This is a genomic window from Vibrio sp. 10N.286.48.B8 (assembly GCF_003050085.1).
GTDB lineage: Bacteria > Pseudomonadota > Gammaproteobacteria > Enterobacterales > Vibrionaceae > Vibrio > Vibrio crassostreae.
The window spans coordinates 70,223-91,305 of the sequence record NZ_PIGD01000011.1 but is presented as its reverse complement, the minus strand read 5'-3'; the positions used below and the strand labels follow the sequence as shown (position 1 = coordinate 91,305).

Sequence of the window (21,083 nt, the reverse complement as noted above, 5' to 3'; positions counted from 1 at the left end):
TCTTTTTAAGGCTTAAGCGTCTTTAAATGAAAAACTAGAACTAAATAAGCTTAAACAATCGGCTTTTGACCGCGTTCAATCAGCTTCATCAGCACGTTGTCTGCAGATTTACCTGCAACGCCTGCTAGCTTATCTGATAGTTTTTTCTTCTGTACGTAGTGAATCGCTAGAACCGTCTTGTCCTTACATGCCGCTACGACTAAATCATCAGAAGTGCTAATCTCATCCACCAGCCCAAGTTCATGCGCTTGTGTACCAAACCAGTGCTCACCCGTTGCGACTTTTTCAAGATCTAGCGCTGGTCGATGGTCACGAATGAAGTCCTTAAACAAACCATGAGTTTCCTCTAGCTCTTCTTTAAACTTCTCGCGTGCTTTATCACTGTTCTCACCAAACATAGTAAGCGTGCGTTTGTACTCACCTGCTGTTAGCTGTTCGAATTCAATGTCGTGCTTTTTAAGCAGTTTGTTGAAGTTTGGTAGTTGAGCGATAACACCAATAGAACCAACAATAGCAAAAGGTGCAGATACGATTTTGTCTGCGATACATGCCATCATATAACCGCCACTTGCTGCTACTTTGTCTACCGAGATAGTCAGAGGAAGACCTGCCGCTTTGATACGGTCAAGTTGAGAAGACGCCAAACCATAGCCGTGAACCATACCACCGCCAGATTCCAGTTTAAGCAACACTTCATCACCTTCGCGAGCAACAGCCAAAACCGCAGTTACCTCTTCACGTAAAGAAGCCACTTCTTTAGCATCAATGCTGCCATTAAAATCGAGAACAAATAGGTGTGGTTCACGCTTGCTATCAAGCTCACCCTCTTTCGCTGCTTTCTTCACTTCTTTGCCACGTGATTTTACTTTCTCTTTTTCCGCTTTCTTTTCTGCTTTATCACGGGCTTTGATGAAAGCATCATCGTGTAGATGGTGCTCTAGTTGTTCAATCGTCTGTTTATGGTGTTCAGATAGGTTCGTGATTTCCAGCTCACCTTTAATTGCGTTTGATTTCCCACCCACAGATTTAGCAATCACTAAAATTGCGATGATGGCGATTACAACGGTCGCAATCTTGGCTAAAAACAAGCCGTAGTCCAACAAAAATTCCAATGTCATATCCCCTATTGTATGAATTAGTGTATTGTAACCATCTTGTCACGATTACCAAGAATTTCTCATCATTCCTGCGGTTATCTGTGTGATTAAACATCAATGGAATGACGAACATAATAAAAGAAAGAAGGATAAGCACAGTGGATTACCCAATCTCTACAGATGCCCTCAAAGATAAAGTAATTTTGGTTACAGGTGCCGGTGCTGGCATTGGTCGCCAAGCAGCACTAAGCTTCGCTCAACATGGTGCAACTGTCATTCTGTTAGGCCGCAATGTTAAAAACCTTGAATTCATTTACGATGAAATCGAAAGTGCTGGTTACCCACAGCCTGCGATCATCCCATTGGATCTAAAAGGCGCGACAAAGCAGAACTACATTGATATGGCTGAAACCATTGAGTCACAGTTCGGTCGTTTAGATGGCCTACTTCATAACGCTGGCGTTCTCGGTACTCTGAGCCCGTTTGAGCAGATTGATGAAGAAACCTTTGATGATGTTATGCAGATCAATGTGAAGTCTGAGTTCTTGATGACTCAAGCACTACTGCCTGCACTTAAGAAAGCAGAAGCGGGTCGTATCGTATTTACCTCTTCAACGGTTGGTCACTCTGGCCGTGCATTCTGGGGCACTTACGCAATTTCTAAGTTTGCTACCGAAGGTATGATGCAAATCCTAGCGGACGAGCTTGAAGACACAAATATCCGTGTTAACGCAATCAACCCAGGTGGCACTCAAACACGTATGCGTGCAAAAGCGTACCCTGGAGAAGATGCGAATAAGCTAAAAACGCCACTCGACATCATACCGCTGTACCTACACTTAATGAACCCAAGTGTGACGGACATTAATGGCCAATGTATCGATGCTCAACCTAAGTAGTTGATATTATAACCAATCGTAAAAAGTCGCTTTAATAGCGGCTTTTTTTGTATCTAAATCAAGCACCTAAAACTTAGTTCCTCTGATTTTCATCATTTTGCTTTGCATCTTTTTCATTGTTAAATATACTGTATAAATATACAGGTATTTAATTATGCATGAACTCATAAAAAACTTACAAGACCGCCAGCTAATCTGGAAAGGGCTACAATCAACAACGCTAGGAAGTACCACTTCTACAGGCTATCCGCAATTGGATAAACAGCTTGATGGTGGCTTTCCGACACACGGCGTTATTGAAGTTGAATCACAGCAAGGGATCGGTGAACTTCGCCTTCTTACGCCCTATTTAGCTCAGAAAAACTCGCAAAAACTGGCCATATTCATTAACCCGCCAGGGAAGATTTGTGCCGAGTTTTTTAGCAGCCAAGGCATTGAATTAGAGAACATTCTCATTATCCAGCCGCAACGCGAACTCGATGCGTTGTGGGCGGCTGAGCAGTGCCTCAAAAGCGGCGCTTGTCACTCTGTATTGCTATGGGGAGCCGATCTAGAAATCCACCAAACCAAGCGCTTACAAGCAGCCAGTGAAACCGGTAAGTGCCTGCAGTTTCACTTTAAAGCCACCAGCCATAATCAACTATCCCTACCCGTTTCTTTGAGCATGAAGCTGTCTTCTCACGCCCAAGGATTGAAGGTAGAGGTAACAAAAAGAAAAGGCAGTTGGTCATATGGCAGCTTTATTCTAGACATGACACACAACTGGCCGTTACTCACAGAGAAAGTCGTTTATGAAGACAATTCAGACCGCGCTTTGTCTGGTAACACTGTGCTGGCTTTTCCTATTGCGAAGCAAGGCTAGCGTATGTTGTGGCTTTATATTCACTTTCCATCTCTGCAGCTGGATACCTTGTTTAACTCTAATGAATTGGGTTCGAGCGAAGACTCACGCGAACAACCTATTATCATCGTGGATGAAAAAGATCATCGTGTGCTGCAAGCTAATCCAGCTGCGCTGCAATCGGGAATTTCGCTTGGTATGGGCTTAGGTTCTGCGGCGGCGCTGTGCCATAACTTACACGTCCATCCTTACAGTATTGAGCTGGAGAAAAGTAAGCTCAAAGAGATCGCTCAATGGGCTTATCTAGTCACTTCCGACATGGCACTATTGCCACCTAATGGTTTATTGATTAAAGCCTCTAACATGCTGTCACTTTACGACGGGTTAGATAACTACTGGCATGAACTCAAAAACCATATTGCAGCCCTCAACATTAAGTTCAGTTTTGCCACAGGTTACTCGCCGCTTGCTGCGACCCTTTTGGGTAAGCAAGCGATCAACCAAGCAACAAACAATGTTGAGCAAATGAAAGCTTGGGTCAATCAGCAAGCATTGAGTTCCAGTGAACTACCGACCAAGCAAGTTGAACGCCTGAACCGTGTCGGTATCAATATCGTTGAAGACCTATTAAAGCTGCCTTTGCAAGAGGTCGCGCGTCGCTTTGACATCGACTTGGTCAATTATGTTGGTCGTCTTAATGGACAGTTCAAGCACCCGATTGATTTTTATCACCCGCCAGAGAATTTCCAACAATATCTGGAGCTGTTGTTTGATATAGAAAATATTCTATTTATCGAAAAGCCATTGCTGAAATTATTGAATCAACTGGAATGCTTTTTGAAGCTGCGTGACCGAGTGGCTTTCGAGTTAACTCTGACTTTGCACCTAAGAGATAAAGACGATCACCCTGTCTCTTTTTATTCGGCACAAGGAGATTACCTTGCTGAAAAATGGGCGAGCCTTACTCATCTCACCTTAGAGTCACTAAAGCTCACAGCACCGGTTCAAGGGCTGACCCTCAGCTTGGTTCGTCATGGAGAACCGCAAATGGCCTACCATGATCTTTTTGATGGTAATACCGGAACACTTGCCGCGTTAGATTTGCTATCACTACTGCAAGCGAAGCTTGGGCTGGCCTGTATTCAAACACCGAAAATACAGCATGACCCAAGGCCAGAAAAAGCCAATCAGTACTCGATCCCAACACTGAGTAAATCTGTGTCAAAGAGTAAAACTCCCTCAGAGTGCGAGCAACAAACCACAGATCTCAGCGTCAATCAACAACGACTCAGGCCCAGTATTTTGCTGCCGGAGCCCGAAGCACTAACCGAAAGCGTCACTTTATCTCAAGGCCCTGAACGCATTGTTTCTGGCTGGTGGGATGGCGAGAAAATCGTTCGTGACTACTTTATTGCTCACAGTGAGAACGGTCGATGGCTATGGGTATACAGAACACCCGATAAACAGTGGTTCTTGCACGGTTTGTTCAGTTAGTAAGGCAGTTTGGTAAGCCGTTCTTACCACTTGTTCCATTTAAACGCCCCTTTTTCAATCATGTTTACTCACAATGATTAAGTGAGATTACGTTATGTCTCAGCAATACTCAGAACTTTTCTGCCAAAGTAATTACTCCTTTCTTGAGGGAGCTTCGCACGCGGAAGAGCTGGTTTTACAAGCCGACTTTTTACGTTACAAAGCACTCGCGGTCACTGATGAGTGCTCGGTCGCGGGTATCGTTAAGGTTCACTCTGCAATCAAGCAACACAAACTGTCGCTCAAGCAGATTGTCGGAAGCATGTTTTGGTTAAATGAAGAGTGCCAAGTTGTCTTGTTATGTCCAAATAGACAAGCCTATGCCGAACTGTGCCGTATTATTACCAACGCTAGACGTCGTAGCAGCAAGGGACATTATCAGCTCTCTGAGTGGGATATCATGTCGGCTAAGCACTGCTTCATCCTGTGGTTGCCTCAACAAAAAAATGAAGACGCACATTGGGGACAGTGGCTTTCTCAGCACCACTCAGGTCGGTTATGGATTGGCTTACAACGACACCTGAAACAGACCGATCAACAGTACATTGATTACTGCGTTGTTCTGTCACAACATCACCAACTGCCTATTACAGCTTGCGGTGGCGTGTTGATGCACAATGCTAACCGCCTGCCCTTACAGCACTCACTCACTGCGATTAAATACCAAAAGCCAATAACCGAAGTGGGAAGCCATCTGTTGGCGAATGCCGAGCGCTGTTTACGAAGCATCAATAAGCTCTCTCATATATTCAAAGCTGAGTGGCTGGAAGAGAGCAACCGAATTTCTGAGCTGTGTGAATTTGATTTAGGTAGCCTACGCTACGAATACCCAAGTGAACTGATTCCTCAGGGTGAGACACCCATGAGTTATCTGCGCATGTTGGTCGAGAAAGGGAAACAGGCTCGCTTTCCACAAGGTGTGCCTAATGACATTCAACAAATCATAGATAAAGAACTCGGGCTGATTGGTGAGCTTGACTACCCTTTCTTCTTTCTCACCATTCACGACATCGTCATGTTTGCCAAAAGCCAAGGCATTCTTTATCAAGGTCGAGGTTCAGCGGCCAATTCTGTAGTCTGTTACTGCCTAGAAATCACCTCTGTTGACCCAAGGCAGATCTCAGTACTGTTCGAACGCTTCATCAGTAAAGAGCGTGATGAGCCGCCTGATATTGATGTCGATTTTGAACACGAACGCCGTGAAGAAGTCATCCAATACATCTACCAGAAATACGGCAGAGAACGGGCTGCACTTGCTGCAACTGTCATCTCTTATCGCTTCAAAAGTGCGGTCAGAGATGTCGGTAAAGCATTGGGACTACAAGAAACTCAGCTCGACTACTTCATCAAGAATACCAATCGCAGGGACAAAAACCTAGGTTGGCAAGCTCAGTTAACTCAATTGGGGCTACAACCTGATTCTTTGAAAGGGCAACAGTTTATCCACTTAGTCAATGAGATCATCGGCTTCCCACGTCATCTGTCTCAGCATGTGGGCGGCTTTGTGATCTCTTCTGGGCCCTTGTATGAATTGGTTCCTGTCGAGAACGCTGCTATGCACGATCGCACCATTATTCAATGGGATAAAGATGATCTTGAAACCTTGGGGCTACTAAAAGTGGATGTGCTCGCGTTGGGTATGCTGTCTGCGATTCGTAAATGTTTCGACCTGATCAAACGCATTCACGGGCGATCACTGACTATTGCTGAGATCACTCGCCTTAAAGACGACCCTCAGGTTTACGGCATGATTCAGCGAGCAGACACGGTCGGGATATTCCAAATTGAGTCTCGCGCGCAAATGAGCATGCTGCCAAGGCTTAAACCGAGAACTTATTACGACTTGGTGATTCAAATCGCTATCGTACGCCCAGGTCCTATTCAGGGCGATATGGTGCATCCATTTCTCAAGCGTCGAGATGGCATTGAGCCAATCAGTTATCCATCTAAAGACGTGGAATCAGTACTGTCGCGCACCTTAGGTGTACCTATCTTCCAAGAGCAAGTGATTAAACTCGCGATGGTGGCTGCAGGGTTCACTGGTGGTGAAGCAGATCAACTCAGACGCGCAATGGCCGCTTGGAAGAAAAATGGCAACGTCTTTAAGTTTAAAAACAAACTCATCGAGGGAATGCAAAAGCGCGGCTATGAGACAGAGTTTGCCGAACAGATCTTTAAACAGATATGCGGCTTCGGCGAGTACGGATTTCCGGAAAGCCACTCGGCTTCGTTTGCGGTGTTAGCGTATTGCTCAGCTTGGTTGAAATGCTACTACCCTGAATGTTTCTACGCTTCTTTGTTGAACAGCCAACCCATGGGCTTTTATAGCCCATCACAGTTGGTACAAGATGCACAGCGACATAATGTGGTGATACTTCCGGTATGTGTGAACGCTTCTCAAAACGACCACACGGTTGTCTCTCATCAGAATGGTCTAGCGATTCGCTTAGGGCTGCGACAAATCAAAGGGTTCAGCGAGCATGGGATTCAAAGCGTGATCGCCAATCGTCCACCATCCGGTTATCGCCACCCTAGCCAGGTGAAACAGTTATCGATGAATAAGAAAGACATCGAGCTACTGGCATCGGCCAATGCGCTACATAACGTCTCTGGAGACCGCTTCCAAACTCGCTGGGCGATAATGGATTCCGCGTCTGATCTACCTCTGTTTAGCCAGGCCTATGACGATACTGAGGGTGAGCATGGCGAACACACACTGCACAAGCCCAACGAAATGCAAGATCTACTCGAAGACTTCACCAGTGTCGGAGTTTCATTGAACAAGCACCCAATCACTTTGCTCGAAGAAGCGGGACGATTAGGCCGATTCACACACATGAAAGATTTAATACAACAAAGACACAAATCTATGGTCACCGTTGTCGGATTAGTCACAGGAAAACAATCCCCCGGCACCGCGGCAGGTGTCACCTTTGTCACTCTGGAGGATAGCACTGGCAATATTAATGTCGTGGTATGGGGAGCAACCGCGCGCGCTCAACAGCAAGCCTACCTCACAGCCAAGGCGTTAAAAGTACAAGGGATATTAGAAAAAGAAGGAGAAGTCGTGCATGTTATCGCGGGGAAACTTATCGATATTACCGATGAAATTGTTGGCTTGAAAACCAAATCTCGGGATTTTCATTAGCGAAGTACCAACTGTTCTCAATAGGTCACTGGCTAAAGGAACGAGAGAAAGAGCAACGAAAAAGGGAAGCATCCGCTTCCCTTCAATTCCAATTGTTGAGTTACACCTCAACGTCAGCTTCCGTACGTCTTTTCTTAAATTCCCTATATAGTAATAAGCTCAAAGTCATAACGACTTTAGACGTTAACCATATCATTAAAAGGAACTACCTTAGATTGTGTGTGAAAAGTTACGTAAGTAATTGAGCATATTTTGTTACGAGAAATATGCCGCATCAATAATAGCAAACGTTTTCTATAAGGCCACTCAAAACAAACTGCATGTCGGTATAAATTACAGGATCTGACGCATACGCTCTTGAGTTACCTCAACCAGCAAATCTGGTTGGAACTTAGAAATAAAGCGGTTACACCCTACTTTCTCCACCATCGCCTCATTAAAACTTCCACTTAATGAAGTATTTAGCGTAATGAACAGATCATGCATTCTAGGGTCAGTACGTACTTCGTGTGTCAGTTTATAGCCGTCCATTTCAGGCATTTCAGCATCGGTGATCATCAACAATATTTCTTGATTAATGTCTTTGCCTTCATCACACCAGCCCTTAAGTAAGGTCAGTGCTTCTAAGCCATCACAACACTCAATAATATTCAACCCAAGCTGCGACAAGGTGCCTTTGATTTGATTACGCGCTGTTGAAGAGTCATCAACGATAAGCACGTTACGTCCTATCATTTCCTGAGCTAACTGCTGATCTAACACACCTTCAGATATCGATACATCGTAATCAATGATCTCAGCCAACACTTTCTCAACATCGATGATCTCGACGATCTTGTGCTGCTCATCTTCTTGAATATGCGTGATAGCGGTTAGGTAGTTTGCGCGGCCTGTTGTCTTTGGCGGCGGTTGGATTTCTGTCCATGTCGTGTTCACGATATTACGAACTTGCCCAACCAAGAAACCTTGTACGGTTCGGTTGTATTCCGTAATGATCAGGTTGCTCTCTTGAGATTCCGCACGAGATGGCGGAAAGCCAATGGCACTTCGCAGATCAATCACAGGTACCGATTCACCACGTAGAGAAGCAACACCGGTAATATGGTGGTGAGAGCCCGGTAAGCGAGTAAGTACTGGCACTTTTAGGACTTCTTTCACTTTAAATACGTTAATCGCAAATAGTTGACGACTATTTAAGCTGAATAATAAGAGTTCCAGACGGTTTTCACCGACTAGCTTGGTTCTCTGATCAACCGAATTTAAAACGCCAGACATACAACACCTTAGTGACAAATAATAACTGTGGCTACAATAGCCTACTTCAATAGGTTAAAGCAAAGTGCTAATGCACAGAATGCTTAAACTAAGTACAACAAATGATGTTATACAAAGCTTAAGTACATGGAAAGGTTCGGGGTAAGGCTTAAAGAAGAGAAAAAGAGTTAGCCTTCAATCACTTTCATTAGCAGTTGACCATCATATAAAGCCTGCTTGATGAGAGCAGCACCTGGCATGGTTGCCTGCTTATAAAAACGAGATTCCACCAGCTCTAAGTCTTTATGGTAAACCGATAGGCTCTGCTCTTCGATGCACTTTTGAATCGCTGGGTATAACACGCTCTTCGCCTGATTGATAACACCACCCACCAAGATTTTCTCTGGGTTGAATAGGTTAATCACAATCGCAATCGCAGAGCCTAGGTAACGGCCTAACTGCTCAATCACTTCGACAGCCAATGGGTCACCATCAGCAGCGGCAGCGCAGATCTGTTCGATAGTGACGTCTTCAAACACAGTTAGCGTGGATTCTTCACCATTTGCCAGTCGCTCTTTGACTTGCTCACGGATCGCCTGAGAACTCGCGACCGTTTCTAAACAGCCTCGATTACCACAGTGGCAAAGCTTGCCTTCCTTATCGATCTGGATATGCCCCAACTCACCGATGTTACCGTGGCGACCTTGCAGAACGCGACCATCGAGAATGATCCCGGCACCTAAACCGTGGTGAATCGAGATAAGAACAGAGTTGTCGTTATCTTGTGAGTTACCAAACAGCTTCTCTGCTAATGCCCATGCTCGGGTATCATTGGCAATAAAAACTGGCAGACCGGTTTCTTTGTAGATCTCCGGCCCTAACGCTAAATTTTCAACGTTGTAGTGCGGCATTTGCAACACAATACCCTGCTCTGAATTCACAAGGCCTGGCAGTGTGATAGCGATACTCGTCACCCTGTCGAGTTGCTCAGCATAGGTTTGGAAGAACTCATCGATTTCATGAAGAAGACGCGCCAGCACATCATCTTGATCACGTTCGTGAATATCAATTTTGGTATCGATAAGCACGTCGCCGCCCAATTCATGGAGCGCGATCGTCAAGTATCCGCGACCAAGACGCATCGACAAAAATTGCCAACCTTCGTTATTGGTTTGTAGACCGACAGCAGGACGTCCACGAGTCGTGGCTTCTTGAACCGTGGTTTCGTGAATAAGGTGAGCTTCAATGAGTTCACGGGTAATTTTAGTAATACTCGCCGGAGCCAACTCACTTTGCTTGGACAGATCGATACGAGAAATAGGACCTTTAAGGTCAATTAGTTTATATACACGACCAGCATTGACCTGTTTGATATGATCAATATGGCCCGGTTGAGCCATGTACATTTTACGCTCCAGAAATCATCAACGAGGTAATTTTTTTACTTTGCGAAGTAATTGTGAAGTCACTTGGTATATCGCCGTGACCAGTATCACGTATATACATGAATCTTTGTGTATCGAGTCAAATTGTTCGAGGAAAATTAACACCCACATCGATAAATCGAGACTTAATTTTCATAAAAAAACATCGCGCTTGAGTGCTAAATACAATAAATATCAGTAAATACAGAAATATCTTCCTAGCTCCCAATAAATTATCAATTAATGCATATACTTAATTCAGTCTTGTAAAAGATTACTTGGTCTCACTCTAGGAGTATTCATGACAGCCGAATTAAGAAAAACGAAAATCGTCACAACGCTAGGCCCTTCAACAGATAAAGGTAACGTGCTTGAAGAAATCATCAAAGCAGGTGCCAATATCGTCCGTATGAACTTCTCTCACGGCACCAGCGACGACCATATACAACGCGCAGAAAAAGTCAGAGCAATAGCAAAAAGACACGGTACTCAAATCGCCATTCTCGGAGACTTACAAGGTCCCAAGATTCGTGTGTCGACATTCAAAGATGGCAAAATCCAACTTGCCGTAGGCGACCTGTTCACTCTCGATAGCAGCCTAGGTTTAGGCGAAGGCAATCAAGAAGCCGTTGGCCTTGATTACAAAGAACTGCCTAACGACGTATCCGCCGGCGATATCTTGTTGCTTGACGATGGTCGTGTTCAACTCAAAGTAACCAAGGTCGAAGGTTGCCGTGTTCACACCGAAGTTATCATTGGCGGCCCACTCTCAAATAACAAAGGCATCAACAAAAAAGGCGGCGGCCTTTCCGCAGAAGCGCTAACAGAAAAAGACAAACGCGACATCGTCACCGCCGCACAAATCAAAGTGGATTACCTAGCGGTGTCTTTCCCTCGTAATGGTGAAGACATGCACTACGCTCGTCAGCTTGCACGAGAAGCCGGCTTAGAAGCTCACCTCGTCGCAAAAGTGGAGCGAGCAGAGACAGTCGCCACTGTTGAGAACATGGATGACATCATAATGGCCTCAGATGTGGTCATGGTGGCTCGTGGTGACCTCGGAGTGGAAATTGGTGACCCTGAGTTGGTCGGTGTACAAAAACAGCTTATACGCCGTGCCAGAGCGCTTAACCGAACGGTGATCACCGCAACTCAAATGATGGAATCAATGATTTCTGCGCCAATGCCCACTCGTGCCGAAGTGATGGACGTTGCCAATGCAGTACTCGATGGCACCGACGCAGTCATGCTTTCCGGTGAAACTGCTGCCGGTGATTACCCAGTCGAAACCGTAAAATCGATGGCAGAAGTGTGTATTGGAGCTGAGAAGATGGCGGGGGTTAACCAATCGAATTACCGTATTGACCGCACCTTTGTTACCGCTGAAGAAACCGTTTCTATGGCAACCATCTATTCGGCAAACCATATGGAAGGCATTAAAGGTGTAGTCACTCTCACCGAATCTGGCCGTACTGCGTTGATGATGTCTCGCTTAAGTGCTGACATGCCTATCTACGCGCTGTCTCGTAACGAAGGAACGCTCAATCGCTGTACCTTGTACCGAGGTGTTACACCTATTTACTTTGAGACAGAAGCCAAAGACAGCTTTGATATTGCGCTATCAACACTCACTTGCCTGAAGGAGAAAGGACACCTTAAGTTTGGCGACCTAGTGATCGTCACTCAAGGTGATATCATGGATGTAGCAGGCTCAACCAACTGTATGAGAATCTTGCCTGTCACTTAGTGTGTGGCCGTAAGGCGAAACGATTTGCCTAGTCTCAAAAGCAAAAAAGGGTTATCGAACCACGTTCAATAACCCTTTTTCATTTCAGAACATTCTTCGTTAATGACACGGCTAACTCGCGGTATGCTAACTCATCAAGATTGAGTACTACTTGTCAGCAGCAATGGTGGCCAACTGTGGCATGTGTGAATTGCGAGCGTTTTCCGTTGAAGTGTAGGTTTCTACAAATCGGTAACCGGCTTCTAAGCCCAATTCGTAATCGTGCAACAGATCTTCTTTGTCACTCATTAATGAACTCGATTTTAGCGGCTGACTTGGCGCTATTTGCACCACAAACGCATCGTCCGGTGGCGAATTCAAAAAGTCCTGAGTTAATGAATAAGTTTGGTAATGCACCATCAACATATCAGCTAAGCCTGAATCAAACTTATCCCCAATTAAATGACTCAAACGATAAATGTCATCCGCTCCAAATAGCCAGCGACCACCGTTCAGCAGGTCCAAATGCCCACGGTCACGCTTCTGCTCTTTTGAGCGCATAATTTGTTGTTGGAAGAAAGAGGCCCAGTCGTTTTTCCACTGTTCCACTTTCTGTTGCCAATGACCTTGAACACTGTCAAAAGATTCGCGGAACCATTCCAATTCTTCGGCAGATATCGGTTTAGGTGCTTTAATTGAAGACTTAGTCACCTGAGCTTCAGCTAAATCCACATCTTCATCCTCTAGCACGGGCTCAGTACGAATCACAACAATGGAACGAGCTTGCCTGCGCCATGCTTCTTGGACCGGTATGCATGCTGATACGCCACCGTCCACATAAGCACTGTCACCAATATAAATTTCATCATTGTACAAACGAGGAATGGCGCAGGTCGCAATCATCACCTTATACCAATCTTCGCCCAATAACGGAAAGTAGTGATCTCGCAGATCTTTAGAATCCGTTACAGCCGCATAGAAGTGGCGATCACCTAGCGTTTGTCGTCCCAAATCCAGATCGAGTTTGTATGGATAAGCCATGATTTGTTCTAAGGCCCACTCTAATCCAAGGTTCTTTCTGTGGCGTATATAGGAAAAGAGATTAAAGAACTCCGGTGCAGTAGTGAGGTCGAGAACGAAAGAACGACCAAGGCCTTTATCGCGGCACAGATAAGCACATAAATTAAGAGCGCCTGCTGAGGTGCCAAAAAATTCGTCGAAGGGGTCAAAATTAGAAAGAAGAAAGGCATCCAGCACTCCAGAAGTAAAAATACTTCTCTGTCCGCCACCTTGAGCGACCAGTGCTGTTTTTCCAGCAATAAACTTAGCGTAATAGTCTAAGTCTATTGCTGTATCAATATTGGTTATAATCCCACTATTCATTATTCCCTGAGTATAAAAACTCAGCCTCGAATTGGAAGGTATTAACTACCAATCGCAATAAAGCCAAATGAAAGAATGACTGTGTAGATAAACGCTGTTATTTGTAGGGCATTTTTCAGATTATGGTCCATAGACACCTCTGGCTTATTATTAATTTGTCGAGTCTCTATTTAAGTACTATCAGGTGTGTGAAGTATCTTCAAGAATCGTCGAAATTAGTCGCACAATATTGATGTAACCATCACAATTAGTAAGTGTATGGATAAGGATATACTCATGAATAACAAAGCAAATATGATGGCACTGATTGCGTTTCTCTCCGTTTCAAGCGCACATGCTTCGCCGGAGATCATCATTACTCCGATGGTGGGTTATACCGGCGGTGGCAGTGTCGAAGACCAGGACGGTAAAACCTATGACATGAAAGGCTCTGAAAACTACACCTTTGCAATTGAAACGCCACTTGAAAAAGGACGCATCGGCTTCTTCTATTCCAATCAGAGCTCGGAATTAGAAACACTCAACCTAAGCTCCTCCATCCAATACCTACACTTTCAAAGTAGCATCTACTACCCGGCCTCCCCCGTGTTGTCGGGTTATCTAGGGTTAGGTCTTGGGGCTTCTTACGTCGATGTAGACTGGGCAAAAGATAAGTATGGGTTCTCAACCTCAATCTTTGGTGGCTTAGAGTACAAATTTAGTGATCGATTAGCGTTGAACACACAAGTACGTTGGTTAGGTACCGTCGTGGATAACGACACAACTGGCGTGTGTAACATCCCAAGCAATGGACAAGAGTGCATTATTCGCTTTGATACCGACTGGATGAACCAATTCCAAGCCAATATCGGACTCAGTTTTACTTTCTAAGCGGCTCAATGAAGCAAAAATATAAGATCGGCCCAAATGAAAAAACCAGCTAAGTGCTGGTTTTTTTCATTATTAAAACGGTTTCGGTTCAGATTAAAACTTGTAGGTAACACCTAAAGCGCCACCTACTTGCAACTCAACACCTTTATACATATCGAGCTCAGGGTGCACTTGTGCGTAAGCATTCCAACCTTCGTAGAAGTTCACTTTTACGCCTAACGGCAAGCGTAAGCCAAAGTCGTCATTCCATTCAGCCCAAGCACCAGCACCGACGTACCAACTCAATGGAGCTTCAGTCTCGAACTGACCACGCTTCCAAATGTAGTCAAATGCAGCACCGTCATTCCCAATCGTAGCACGGTATTTCTGATCAAATTCCACAACGACACTCAGGTCTTGGTCAATGGCAAGTCCAACTTCCAAAGCTGGAGCTTCAGAAGCGTGAGCAAACGAGGCTCCGCTGCAGCACATAAGGCCGATCAAGTAACGATGTTTCATAATATTCTCAGACTGTGTTTAAAAGCGGTAGTTTACTGGAATAATAACGAAAGGTGTCATCGCTAGGTAAAAGATAAAAGACACGAAAAATTTAAGAGCAACCATCAACTGATCGAGTTGAATGATAAGTATCTGAGTTAATGGAGATTAAGCATAATAGGTCTTTCATAGAGCTGAAAATAAAAAAGGAGGCCTTTCGGCCTCCTTTCAATTTATTGAATCAGTGAATTAACCGTTGTTACGGATCCACTCATCCATGTCTGTCTTAAGGTTGTCAGACTTAGTACCGAAGATAGCTTGTACGCCACCAGCAACTACAACAACACCTGCAGCGCCTAGTTTCTTCAGTTTGTCTTGGTCAACAAGAGCTGTATCAGCTACTGCAACACGTAGACGAGTAATACAAGCGTCAAGACCTGTGATGTTCGCTTTGCCACCGAATGCAGCAACTAGCTCACCAGCAAGTTCAGAACCAGTCGCAACTGACTCTTCTTCAGTCTCGTCTTCACGGCCTGGAGTTTTAAGGTCTAGAGCTTTAATCACAGTGCGGAATACGATGTAGTAGATTGCAGCGTAAGCAATACCACATACAACCATTAGACCCATCTTAGACGCGTTGCCAGATAGAACTAGGAAGTCGATTAGACCGTGTGAGAAAGATGTACCGTGTACAAAACCTAGAGTGTTCGCAAGAACGTAAGCAGAACCAGCTAGTAGAGCGTGGATTGCGTACAGAACAGGAGCAACGAATAGGAATGAGAATTCGATTGGTTCAGTGATACCCGTTAGGAATGAAGTCAACGCAGCAGAAGCCATGATGCCCATTACTTTAGCGCGGTTTTCAGGCTTAGCTGAGTGTGCAATCGCGATTGCAGCAGCAGGTAGACCGAACATCTTGAACATGTAACCACCAGCTAGCTGACCGAAGCCATTGCCCGCTGCACGAGATGCGTCATCAGCAACTAGGTAACAAGTAAGAACACCGTTTTGAGTTTCGCCAGCAGCGTTTACACAAGTACCAGCTTCAAAGAAGAAAGGTACGTTCCAAACGTGGTGAAGACCAAATGGAATTAGAGAACGCTCAACGATACCGTAGATACCAAACGCCACTTGTGGGTTTTGGTGAGCAGCCCAATCAGAGAACGCAGAGATAGCGCCGCCAACTGGTGGCCATACTACAGATAGTAGGATTGCTAGACCAATCGCAGAGAAACCTGTGATGATTGGCACAGCACGCTTACCAGCGAAGAAGCCAAGGTACTCTGGTAGTTGAATACGGAAGAAACGGTTGAATGCCCAAGCAGCAACACCACCGACTAGGATACCACCTAGTACACCAGTATCGATTTTATCAACGCCCATTACACCAGCCATTACGCCAAGTGTAGCAGTCATGATGCCGTAACCAACGATAGCAGCTAGACCAGCCACACCATCGTTGTTAGTAAAGCCAAGTGCAACACCTACTGCGAACAGTAGTGCCATTTGACCAAATACTGAACCACCAGCTTGTTCCATTAAGTTTGAAACGATTTCTGGAATGAAAGGAAGATCTGCTGCACCGACACCTAGCAAAATACCCGCAACTGGTAAAACTGATACTGGAAGCATCAGAGACTTACCAACTTTCTGCAGGCTAGCAAAAAGGTTCTTAAACATGTTTATGCTCCTGATAAAGATAAAATAATTATATTGGGTTCTAACGGCACACCCCCGTAGCCTATATGTTAGCACCCTGCGAAAATGTAACCATGTATTGCATTATATTTTCTGCCGCTAAATATATATTGATGGGGAACTAACTTTCTAGTCACTTACGAAATTTAGTTTCAAAACACGTCTTGGATCACATGTCAAATCTAGAAATGCAATGCTTTACAATTATTTAATTAATTGAAATACATAGATATTTTTCAAGAGCCCTATTATTTTACTGGGTAAATAAAATAGGAGCTAATGTTATTTTTAGTAACAAAATTACAAATGTTATAATTAGCGCTCTCAAGTTCAACATAATTCGTAAACATTAAAAAAAAACGCATTTTTGGTGATCAAAAACACAAAAAGGGAGCTTTCGCTCCCTTTTATTTGTTTAGTTAGATTTTTATCGCAAAAAAAGTTTCTGGTAATTTTTGGTCGTTTGTTCAGCAACCTCTTTCATCGACATACCTTTTAATTGCGCAATATAGGCCGCCACTTCCACGACATATGCAGGTTGATTCTGCTTGCCACGATATGGAATTGGCGCCAAGTATGGAGAATCCGTCTCGATAAGCAACCTGTCTAGCGGTAGGTTCTTAACAACTTCTTTAAGTTCTGTAGCCTGCTTAAAGGTCACAATACCTGAAATTGAGATATAGAAACCCAGTTCCATTGCCGCTTCAGCAAACGCTTGATCTTCAGTAAAGCAGTGAATCACACCACCACACATCTCAGCTCCGCCATCACGTAAAATAGCTAATGTGTCTTCACGCGCATTACGAGTGTGGATGATCAAAGGTTTATTAAGCTCAACGGCCAATTCAACATGCTGCTTAAATCGTAGCTGTTGTAGCTCTGCAGTCTCTGGTTGATAGTGATAATCTAAACCTGTCTCACCAATCGCCACCACTTTAGGGTTACTCGCGTACTCACGCATTGTCTCTAGACAGAAATCACTTTCAACATCGAGAGGGTGAACGCCACAAGAGGCTTTAACGTTATCAAACGGCGAGATCATCTCGAGCATATTTTCAAACGAATTCAGTGTCACACCAACAGACAACAGCTGGTCTACGTTTGCTGCCTTCGCTTTGTTCACAACGTCTTCTACGCTTGTGTGTAAATCTTGATAATCCAGTTTGTCTAAATGACAGTGGGAATCTACGAACATGTTTCCTCGCAAGTGGCTATCAGCCAATTCATTATGAGTAGCTCCGTATTGAGCCCAGGGTGTTGCTTTAACTGCTCAATCAATATCAGCAGTTTATTCGATGCTGCGTAAGCACTTTGATAAGACATCACCTCAACCAGAGCTTTCGCGCTCGGAGTGATAGCCTGATTCGCCAAACCAAAATGCAGCTTCTGTACATCTGACAATAAATGCCAAAGCCAGCCAAGTTGAATCAAAGGGTCTTTGCTAAGCTCTGTCGAGAATTTTAGCATGTCAGGTTGAGTGCCCTTAATGACATTAACAAAGCCATCAAGCGCTTTGGTCGAAGCCTCTACCCCACCCTGCTCAAACATCGCCTTTGCTTTTAAAGGCGCGTTGTCATTAAGCGCTAAAATATATTGTGGGACAGCCTTACCAACTTCACCATCTAACCAAGCAGACCCCACCTCCAACTGTGGGCTTACCACATTAAATTGTTGGCAACGGCTAATGATAGTCGGCATCAAACGGTTACTATTACGAGTAGAAAGAATGAAGATACATTTGCTTGATGGCTCTTCCAGAGTTTTCAGTAGTGCGTTGGAAGCCGATTCGTTCATTGCTTCAGCAGGGTTAAGCAAGATAACGCGCAAACCACCTAACTGAGAAGACTCTTGAGCCCAACGGTTACTGGCACGCACTTGATCAACCGTGATCGACTTACCTTCTTTCTCTGGTGAGATCACATGAAAATCAGGATGGCTGCCCGACTTCATTAATTCACAGCTGTGGCAAAACCCGCACGACTCGCTTTCATAGTTCGTACACATCAATGCGTCGGTAAGTTGGCTAATCAACGCATCAACGCCTAGCCCTTCCGGCGCATTAACAATTACAGAGTTAGGAAAACGCTCCGCATCGAGACTTTTTTTCCACTCACTCCATACCGGTGTGAGCCAAGAATACACTTCAGCCATGACTACCTACTGTTTATCGAGCCAAGCAGTTAGCGCGACTTTAATATCAGCGGCTACTTGCTCAATTTCTTGCTGCGCGTTAATCACAAGTACAGAATCATCTTGTTCTGCAATTTCTAGATAGCGCTCACGCGTACGGTCAAAAAACGAGATATCCATCTTTTCAATTCTATCTAGCTCACCACGACCTCTAGCACGCTCTAGCCCTACTCTAGGGTCTAGGTCCAAATATAGCGTTAGATCGGGTTTAAAGCCGCCTAGCGTGGTTGCTTTCAGTGATTCCATAGTAGTGCGTGCAATCTGGCGACCACCACCTTGGTATGCCTGTGAAGACATATCATGACGATCACCCAATACCCATTGACCACTGTCTAGTGCAGGCTTGATAACGTTTTCTACTAATTGAACACGTGCTGCGTACATCAGCAGCAACTCAGTCATGTCTTGAAGCTTCTCACCTTCGTGCTCTTCTTTAACCAATGAACGCATCTTTTCAGCTAAGACAGTACCACCCGGCTCGCGAGTATTAACAATATCCTCAACACCCGATGCTTTTAATGTCTCAACGATGGCATTGATCGCTGTACTTTTGCCAGCGCCTTCAAGGCCTTCAACCACGATAAATTTCGACTGATTCATAATTATTTCTTTATCTGTTTTTTCTTAATTGTTTTAAGTAAGCTCGTACTGCACGGTTGTGCTCAGTCAAACTCTTTGAAAATACGTGACCACCTGTTCCACTCGCAACGAAATACAAGTAGTTACTCTTCTCTGGATTCAACGCCGCGTTGATAGACGCTTTGCCTGCCATAGCGATAGGGGTCGGTGGCAAGCCACTCATTGTATAGGTGTTGTATGGCGTTGGCGTGCGTAAGTCTTTTTTACGGATATTGCCATCGTAGCTGTCACCCATGCCGTAGATAACCGTTGGGTCAGTTTGCAACCGCATACGCTTGTTCAGACGGTTAACAAATACAGAAGAGACACGCTCACGTTCTGACGCAACAGCGGTCTCTTTCTCAATGATAGACGCAAGAATTAACGCTTCGTATGGCGATTTCAGAGGAAGCTTATCCGCTCGATTTTCCCACTCTTCATTCACCACGCTCATTAGGTCGCGATGCGCGCGCTTCAACAAATCTAAATCAGTGGTGCCGTAGGTGTAATGATACGTTTCTGCTAAGAAAAGACCTTCTAGCTTCTCGTTTTCAATACCCAACTTTTCAGCGATCTCTTTTTCAGAAACACCGTCCAACGTCTGTTGAATGAATTCGTTGTCTTTTAGCTGGACAAGCCATTCATCAAAGCGACTGCCTTCAACGAAGGTAATAGTGAATTGGTGCTCTTTGCCCTCAACAAGCACTTGTAGTGCCTGCTCTAATGTTAAACCCGGTTCAAGCAGGAAAGTCCCCGCTTTTACGTCTACAAGCTCAGGGTGTAATTTACGAATTAACTTCTCGTAAGGAGAAGCCTCAAAAAGCCCCTCGTTAATCAACTGGGCTAGAACGCGGTTAAAGCTGCTACCTGAAGCAACAGTCACGACTTGTGGTTTTTCTAATTGAATAACTTGTTTCAGGTTATCTTGTGCTTGGTTGTAAACATAAAAACCAGCAGCACCAGCTGCGATTAAGCACAAGATAATAAAAATAAATAACTTTTTGATCACGAGTTTAGTTGTCCTTGAAGGCTACGAGTAACGGTTCCAATGTTAAATTGGGTATCACTAATACGGGTAACTGGGGCAACCCCTAAAATGGAGTTGGTCATGAAAACCTCATCAGCTTGCATGAGTTGAGATAAGCAGTAGTCACTAATTGTAACGGAAAGTTCAGCTTGATTCAGCGCGGTTAACACTTGCTTACGCATAACCCCTGCTACACCACTTTGAGTGAGTTGAGGTGTGTATATCGCCTGACCCTTGCGCCAAAACAGGTTGGCCATTGTGGTTTCAATCACATTGCCTGAAATATCAAGAACCACACCATCCACTTCATTGGTTTGGTCCATTTCGTCTTTCATCAAAATCTGCTCAAGACGATTATTATGCTTATGGCCAGCAAGTAGTGGGCTCAAACCTAGCGCTTGATGGCAAACACCGAGTTCAACACCAGAATCTTGCAACGCTGAATAATGGCTTGGGAAATCAAAAGTACTGATGGTGACCGTAGGTTTAGCGATATTCTTGGTGCTGTAGCCACGCCCACCCGCTCCACGGCTAACGTGCAGCTTAATCCCTGCTTTTTCATTATGAGGTTTGTTTGCGTTATGGAACTTCTTTGAGCCAGAAAGGTTCTTTGTGCCATGAAGAGCGTTATGTTGGATGTGTTGAAGCGCAGTATCGAGCCAAGGACTAACAACATCCCAATCAAGAGCAGAAATGCGTAGCGCTTTCAGGCATTCATCTACACGATGCTGATGATCGTGAAAATGTTGAATTTGGCCACCTTTTACAAGCATGGTTGTAAAACAGCCGTCTCCGTACTGAAATGAGCGATCCAATATATCGACAGTTTGCTGGCTTTCTCCATCAACCCAAAACATGTTTTTCCCCATAAAAAGAAACGGCTCAATGCTAAAGCATC

The 21,083-nt window shown here is 44.6% G+C and carries 18 protein-coding genes; 6 read left to right on the top strand and 12 right to left on the bottom strand.

The features are described 5' to 3' along the window. Positions 1–50: 50 nt before the first annotated feature. Positions 51–1,112, bottom strand: a complete 1,062-nt coding sequence (gene sohB, locus CWO08_RS14060; RefSeq protein WP_107898542.1) for a protease SohB — start codon at positions 1,110–1,112, stop codon at positions 51–53. A gap of 143 nt (positions 1,113–1,255) precedes the next feature. On the opposite strand from sohB, the gene CWO08_RS14055 reads away from it, so the two are divergent. From CWO08_RS14055 to CWO08_RS14040, 4 genes are all read left to right on the top strand, one after another. After that, entirely contained in the window at positions 1,256–1,996 is a 741-nt protein-coding gene (locus CWO08_RS14055; RefSeq protein ID WP_017629695.1) for a YciK family oxidoreductase, read from the top strand. Between the two features lie 154 nt (positions 1,997–2,150). After that, entirely contained in the window at positions 2,151–2,858 is a 708-nt protein-coding gene (gene imuA / locus CWO08_RS14050) for a translesion DNA synthesis-associated protein ImuA (RefSeq protein ID WP_048659701.1), read from the top strand. Between the two features lie 3 nt (positions 2,859–2,861). Beyond that, positions 2,862–4,331 (top strand): DNA polymerase Y family protein, encoded by a 1,470-nt coding sequence (locus CWO08_RS14045; RefSeq protein WP_108020649.1) that lies wholly within the window; start codon positions 2,862–2,864, stop codon positions 4,329–4,331. Between the two features lie 94 nt (positions 4,332–4,425). Further along, on the top strand, positions 4,426–7,518 hold the full coding sequence (locus tag CWO08_RS14040; protein WP_108020648.1) for an error-prone DNA polymerase: 3,093 nt from the start codon (positions 4,426–4,428) through the stop codon (positions 7,516–7,518). Between the two features lie 333 nt (positions 7,519–7,851). Here CWO08_RS14040 and CWO08_RS14035 read toward each other — a convergent pair whose 3' ends face one another. Next, positions 7,852–8,793, bottom strand: a complete 942-nt coding sequence (locus tag CWO08_RS14035; protein ID WP_048659704.1) for a chemotaxis protein CheV — start codon at positions 8,791–8,793, stop codon at positions 7,852–7,854. 167 nt (positions 8,794–8,960) lie between these two features. Then, a complete protein-coding gene (locus CWO08_RS14030) occupies positions 8,961–10,178 on the bottom strand; it encodes an ROK family protein (RefSeq protein WP_048607464.1) in 1,218 nt (405 codons plus the stop codon). 319 nt (positions 10,179–10,497) lie between these two features. On the opposite strand from CWO08_RS14030, the gene pyk reads away from it, so the two are divergent. Further along, positions 10,498–11,943 carry a pyruvate kinase gene (gene pyk, locus CWO08_RS14025; protein WP_048659705.1) on the top strand — a complete coding sequence of 482 codons (1,446 nt, stop codon included), beginning with the start codon at positions 10,498–10,500 and terminating at the stop codon, positions 11,941–11,943. 147 nt (positions 11,944–12,090) lie between these two features. On the opposite strand, the gene CWO08_RS14020 is transcribed toward pyk, so the two are convergent. Together CWO08_RS14020 and CWO08_RS14015 are read right to left on the bottom strand one after the other, a co-directional pair. After that, positions 12,091–13,305 carry a patatin family protein gene (locus tag CWO08_RS14020; protein WP_108020647.1) on the bottom strand — a complete coding sequence of 405 codons (1,215 nt, stop codon included), beginning with the start codon at positions 13,303–13,305 and terminating at the stop codon, positions 12,091–12,093. 41 nt (positions 13,306–13,346) lie between these two features. Next, positions 13,347–13,436: a YnhF family membrane protein gene (locus CWO08_RS14015; protein WP_102432550.1), complete on the bottom strand. Its 90-nt coding sequence runs from the start codon at positions 13,434–13,436 to the stop codon at positions 13,347–13,349. 145 nt (positions 13,437–13,581) lie between these two features. On the opposite strand from CWO08_RS14015, the gene CWO08_RS14010 reads away from it, so the two are divergent. Next, complete coding sequence (locus tag CWO08_RS14010; RefSeq protein WP_048659707.1) at positions 13,582–14,175, top strand: outer membrane beta-barrel domain protein; 594 nt, start codon at positions 13,582–13,584, stop codon at positions 14,173–14,175. A gap of 93 nt (positions 14,176–14,268) precedes the next feature. Here the strand turns inward: CWO08_RS14010 and CWO08_RS14005 are convergent, their stop codons facing one another. From CWO08_RS14005 to pabC, 7 genes are all read right to left on the bottom strand, one after another. Then, positions 14,269–14,673 (bottom strand): hypothetical protein, encoded by a 405-nt coding sequence (locus tag CWO08_RS14005; RefSeq protein WP_048659708.1) that lies wholly within the window; start codon positions 14,671–14,673, stop codon positions 14,269–14,271. A gap of 228 nt (positions 14,674–14,901) precedes the next feature. Further along, positions 14,902–16,332 carry a PTS glucose transporter subunit IIBC gene (gene ptsG, locus CWO08_RS14000; RefSeq protein WP_017062145.1) on the bottom strand — a complete coding sequence of 477 codons (1,431 nt, stop codon included), beginning with the start codon at positions 16,330–16,332 and terminating at the stop codon, positions 14,902–14,904. Between the two features lie 445 nt (positions 16,333–16,777). Next, entirely contained in the window at positions 16,778–17,545 is a 768-nt protein-coding gene (locus tag CWO08_RS13995) for a TatD family hydrolase (RefSeq protein ID WP_102530182.1), read from the bottom strand. Beyond that, the gene (locus tag CWO08_RS13990; protein ID WP_102530181.1) at positions 17,536–18,501 is read right to left on the bottom strand and encodes a DNA polymerase III subunit delta'; all 966 of its coding nucleotides are present in this window, start codon (positions 18,499–18,501) and stop codon (positions 17,536–17,538) included. The genes CWO08_RS13995 and CWO08_RS13990 overlap by 10 nt, the downstream gene beginning before the upstream one ends. A gap of 6 nt (positions 18,502–18,507) precedes the next feature. After that, positions 18,508–19,140 carry a dTMP kinase gene (gene tmk / locus CWO08_RS13985; RefSeq protein ID WP_048610583.1) on the bottom strand — a complete coding sequence of 211 codons (633 nt, stop codon included), beginning with the start codon at positions 19,138–19,140 and terminating at the stop codon, positions 18,508–18,510. Positions 19,141–19,150: 10 nt separating this feature from the next. After that, a complete protein-coding gene (gene mltG / locus CWO08_RS13980) occupies positions 19,151–20,167 on the bottom strand; it encodes an endolytic transglycosylase MltG (protein ID WP_017062149.1) in 1,017 nt (338 codons plus the stop codon). After that, positions 20,164–21,042, bottom strand: coding sequence for an aminodeoxychorismate lyase (gene pabC / locus CWO08_RS13975; RefSeq protein WP_102432554.1), 879 nt, complete (start codon positions 21,040–21,042; stop codon positions 20,164–20,166). The genes mltG and pabC overlap by 4 nt, the downstream gene beginning before the upstream one ends. Positions 21,043–21,083 lie beyond the last annotated feature (41 nt).

Bases quoted from the DNA above. Each gene is read 5' to 3' on its own strand.
- imuA (WP_048659701.1), top strand. From the start codon at position 2,151: ATGCATGAACTCATAAAAAACTTACAAGACCGCCAGCTAATCTGGAAA.
- CWO08_RS14045 (WP_108020649.1), top strand. From the start codon at position 2,862: ATGTTGTGGCTTTATATTCACTTTCCATCTCTGCAGCTGGATACCTTG.
- CWO08_RS14040 (WP_108020648.1), top strand. From the start codon at position 4,426: ATGTCTCAGCAATACTCAGAACTTTTCTGCCAAAGTAATTACTCCTTT.
- CWO08_RS14035 (WP_048659704.1), bottom strand. From the start codon at position 8,793: ATGTCTGGCGTTTTAAATTCGGTTGATCAGAGAACCAAGCTAGTCGGT.
- CWO08_RS14030 (WP_048607464.1), bottom strand. From the start codon at position 10,178: ATGTACATGGCTCAACCGGGCCATATTGATCATATCAAACAGGTCAAT.
- pyk (WP_048659705.1), top strand. From the start codon at position 10,498: ATGACAGCCGAATTAAGAAAAACGAAAATCGTCACAACGCTAGGCCCT.
- CWO08_RS14020 (WP_108020647.1), bottom strand. From the start codon at position 13,305: ATGAATAGTGGGATTATAACCAATATTGATACAGCAATAGACTTAGAC.
- CWO08_RS14015 (WP_102432550.1), bottom strand. From the start codon at position 13,436: ATGGACCATAATCTGAAAAATGCCCTACAAATAACAGCGTTTATCTAC.
- CWO08_RS14010 (WP_048659707.1), top strand. From the start codon at position 13,582: ATGAATAACAAAGCAAATATGATGGCACTGATTGCGTTTCTCTCCGTT.
- CWO08_RS14005 (WP_048659708.1), bottom strand. From the start codon at position 14,673: ATGAAACATCGTTACTTGATCGGCCTTATGTGCTGCAGCGGAGCCTCG.
- ptsG (WP_017062145.1), bottom strand. From the start codon at position 16,332: ATGTTTAAGAACCTTTTTGCTAGCCTGCAGAAAGTTGGTAAGTCTCTG.
- CWO08_RS13995 (WP_102530182.1), bottom strand. From the start codon at position 17,545: ATGTTCGTAGATTCCCACTGTCATTTAGACAAACTGGATTATCAAGAT.
- CWO08_RS13990 (WP_102530181.1), bottom strand. From the start codon at position 18,501: ATGGCTGAAGTGTATTCTTGGCTCACACCGGTATGGAGTGAGTGGAAA.
- tmk (WP_048610583.1), bottom strand. From the start codon at position 19,140: ATGAATCAGTCGAAATTTATCGTGGTTGAAGGCCTTGAAGGCGCTGGC.
- pabC (WP_102432554.1), bottom strand. From the start codon at position 21,042: ATGTTTTGGGTTGATGGAGAAAGCCAGCAAACTGTCGATATATTGGAT.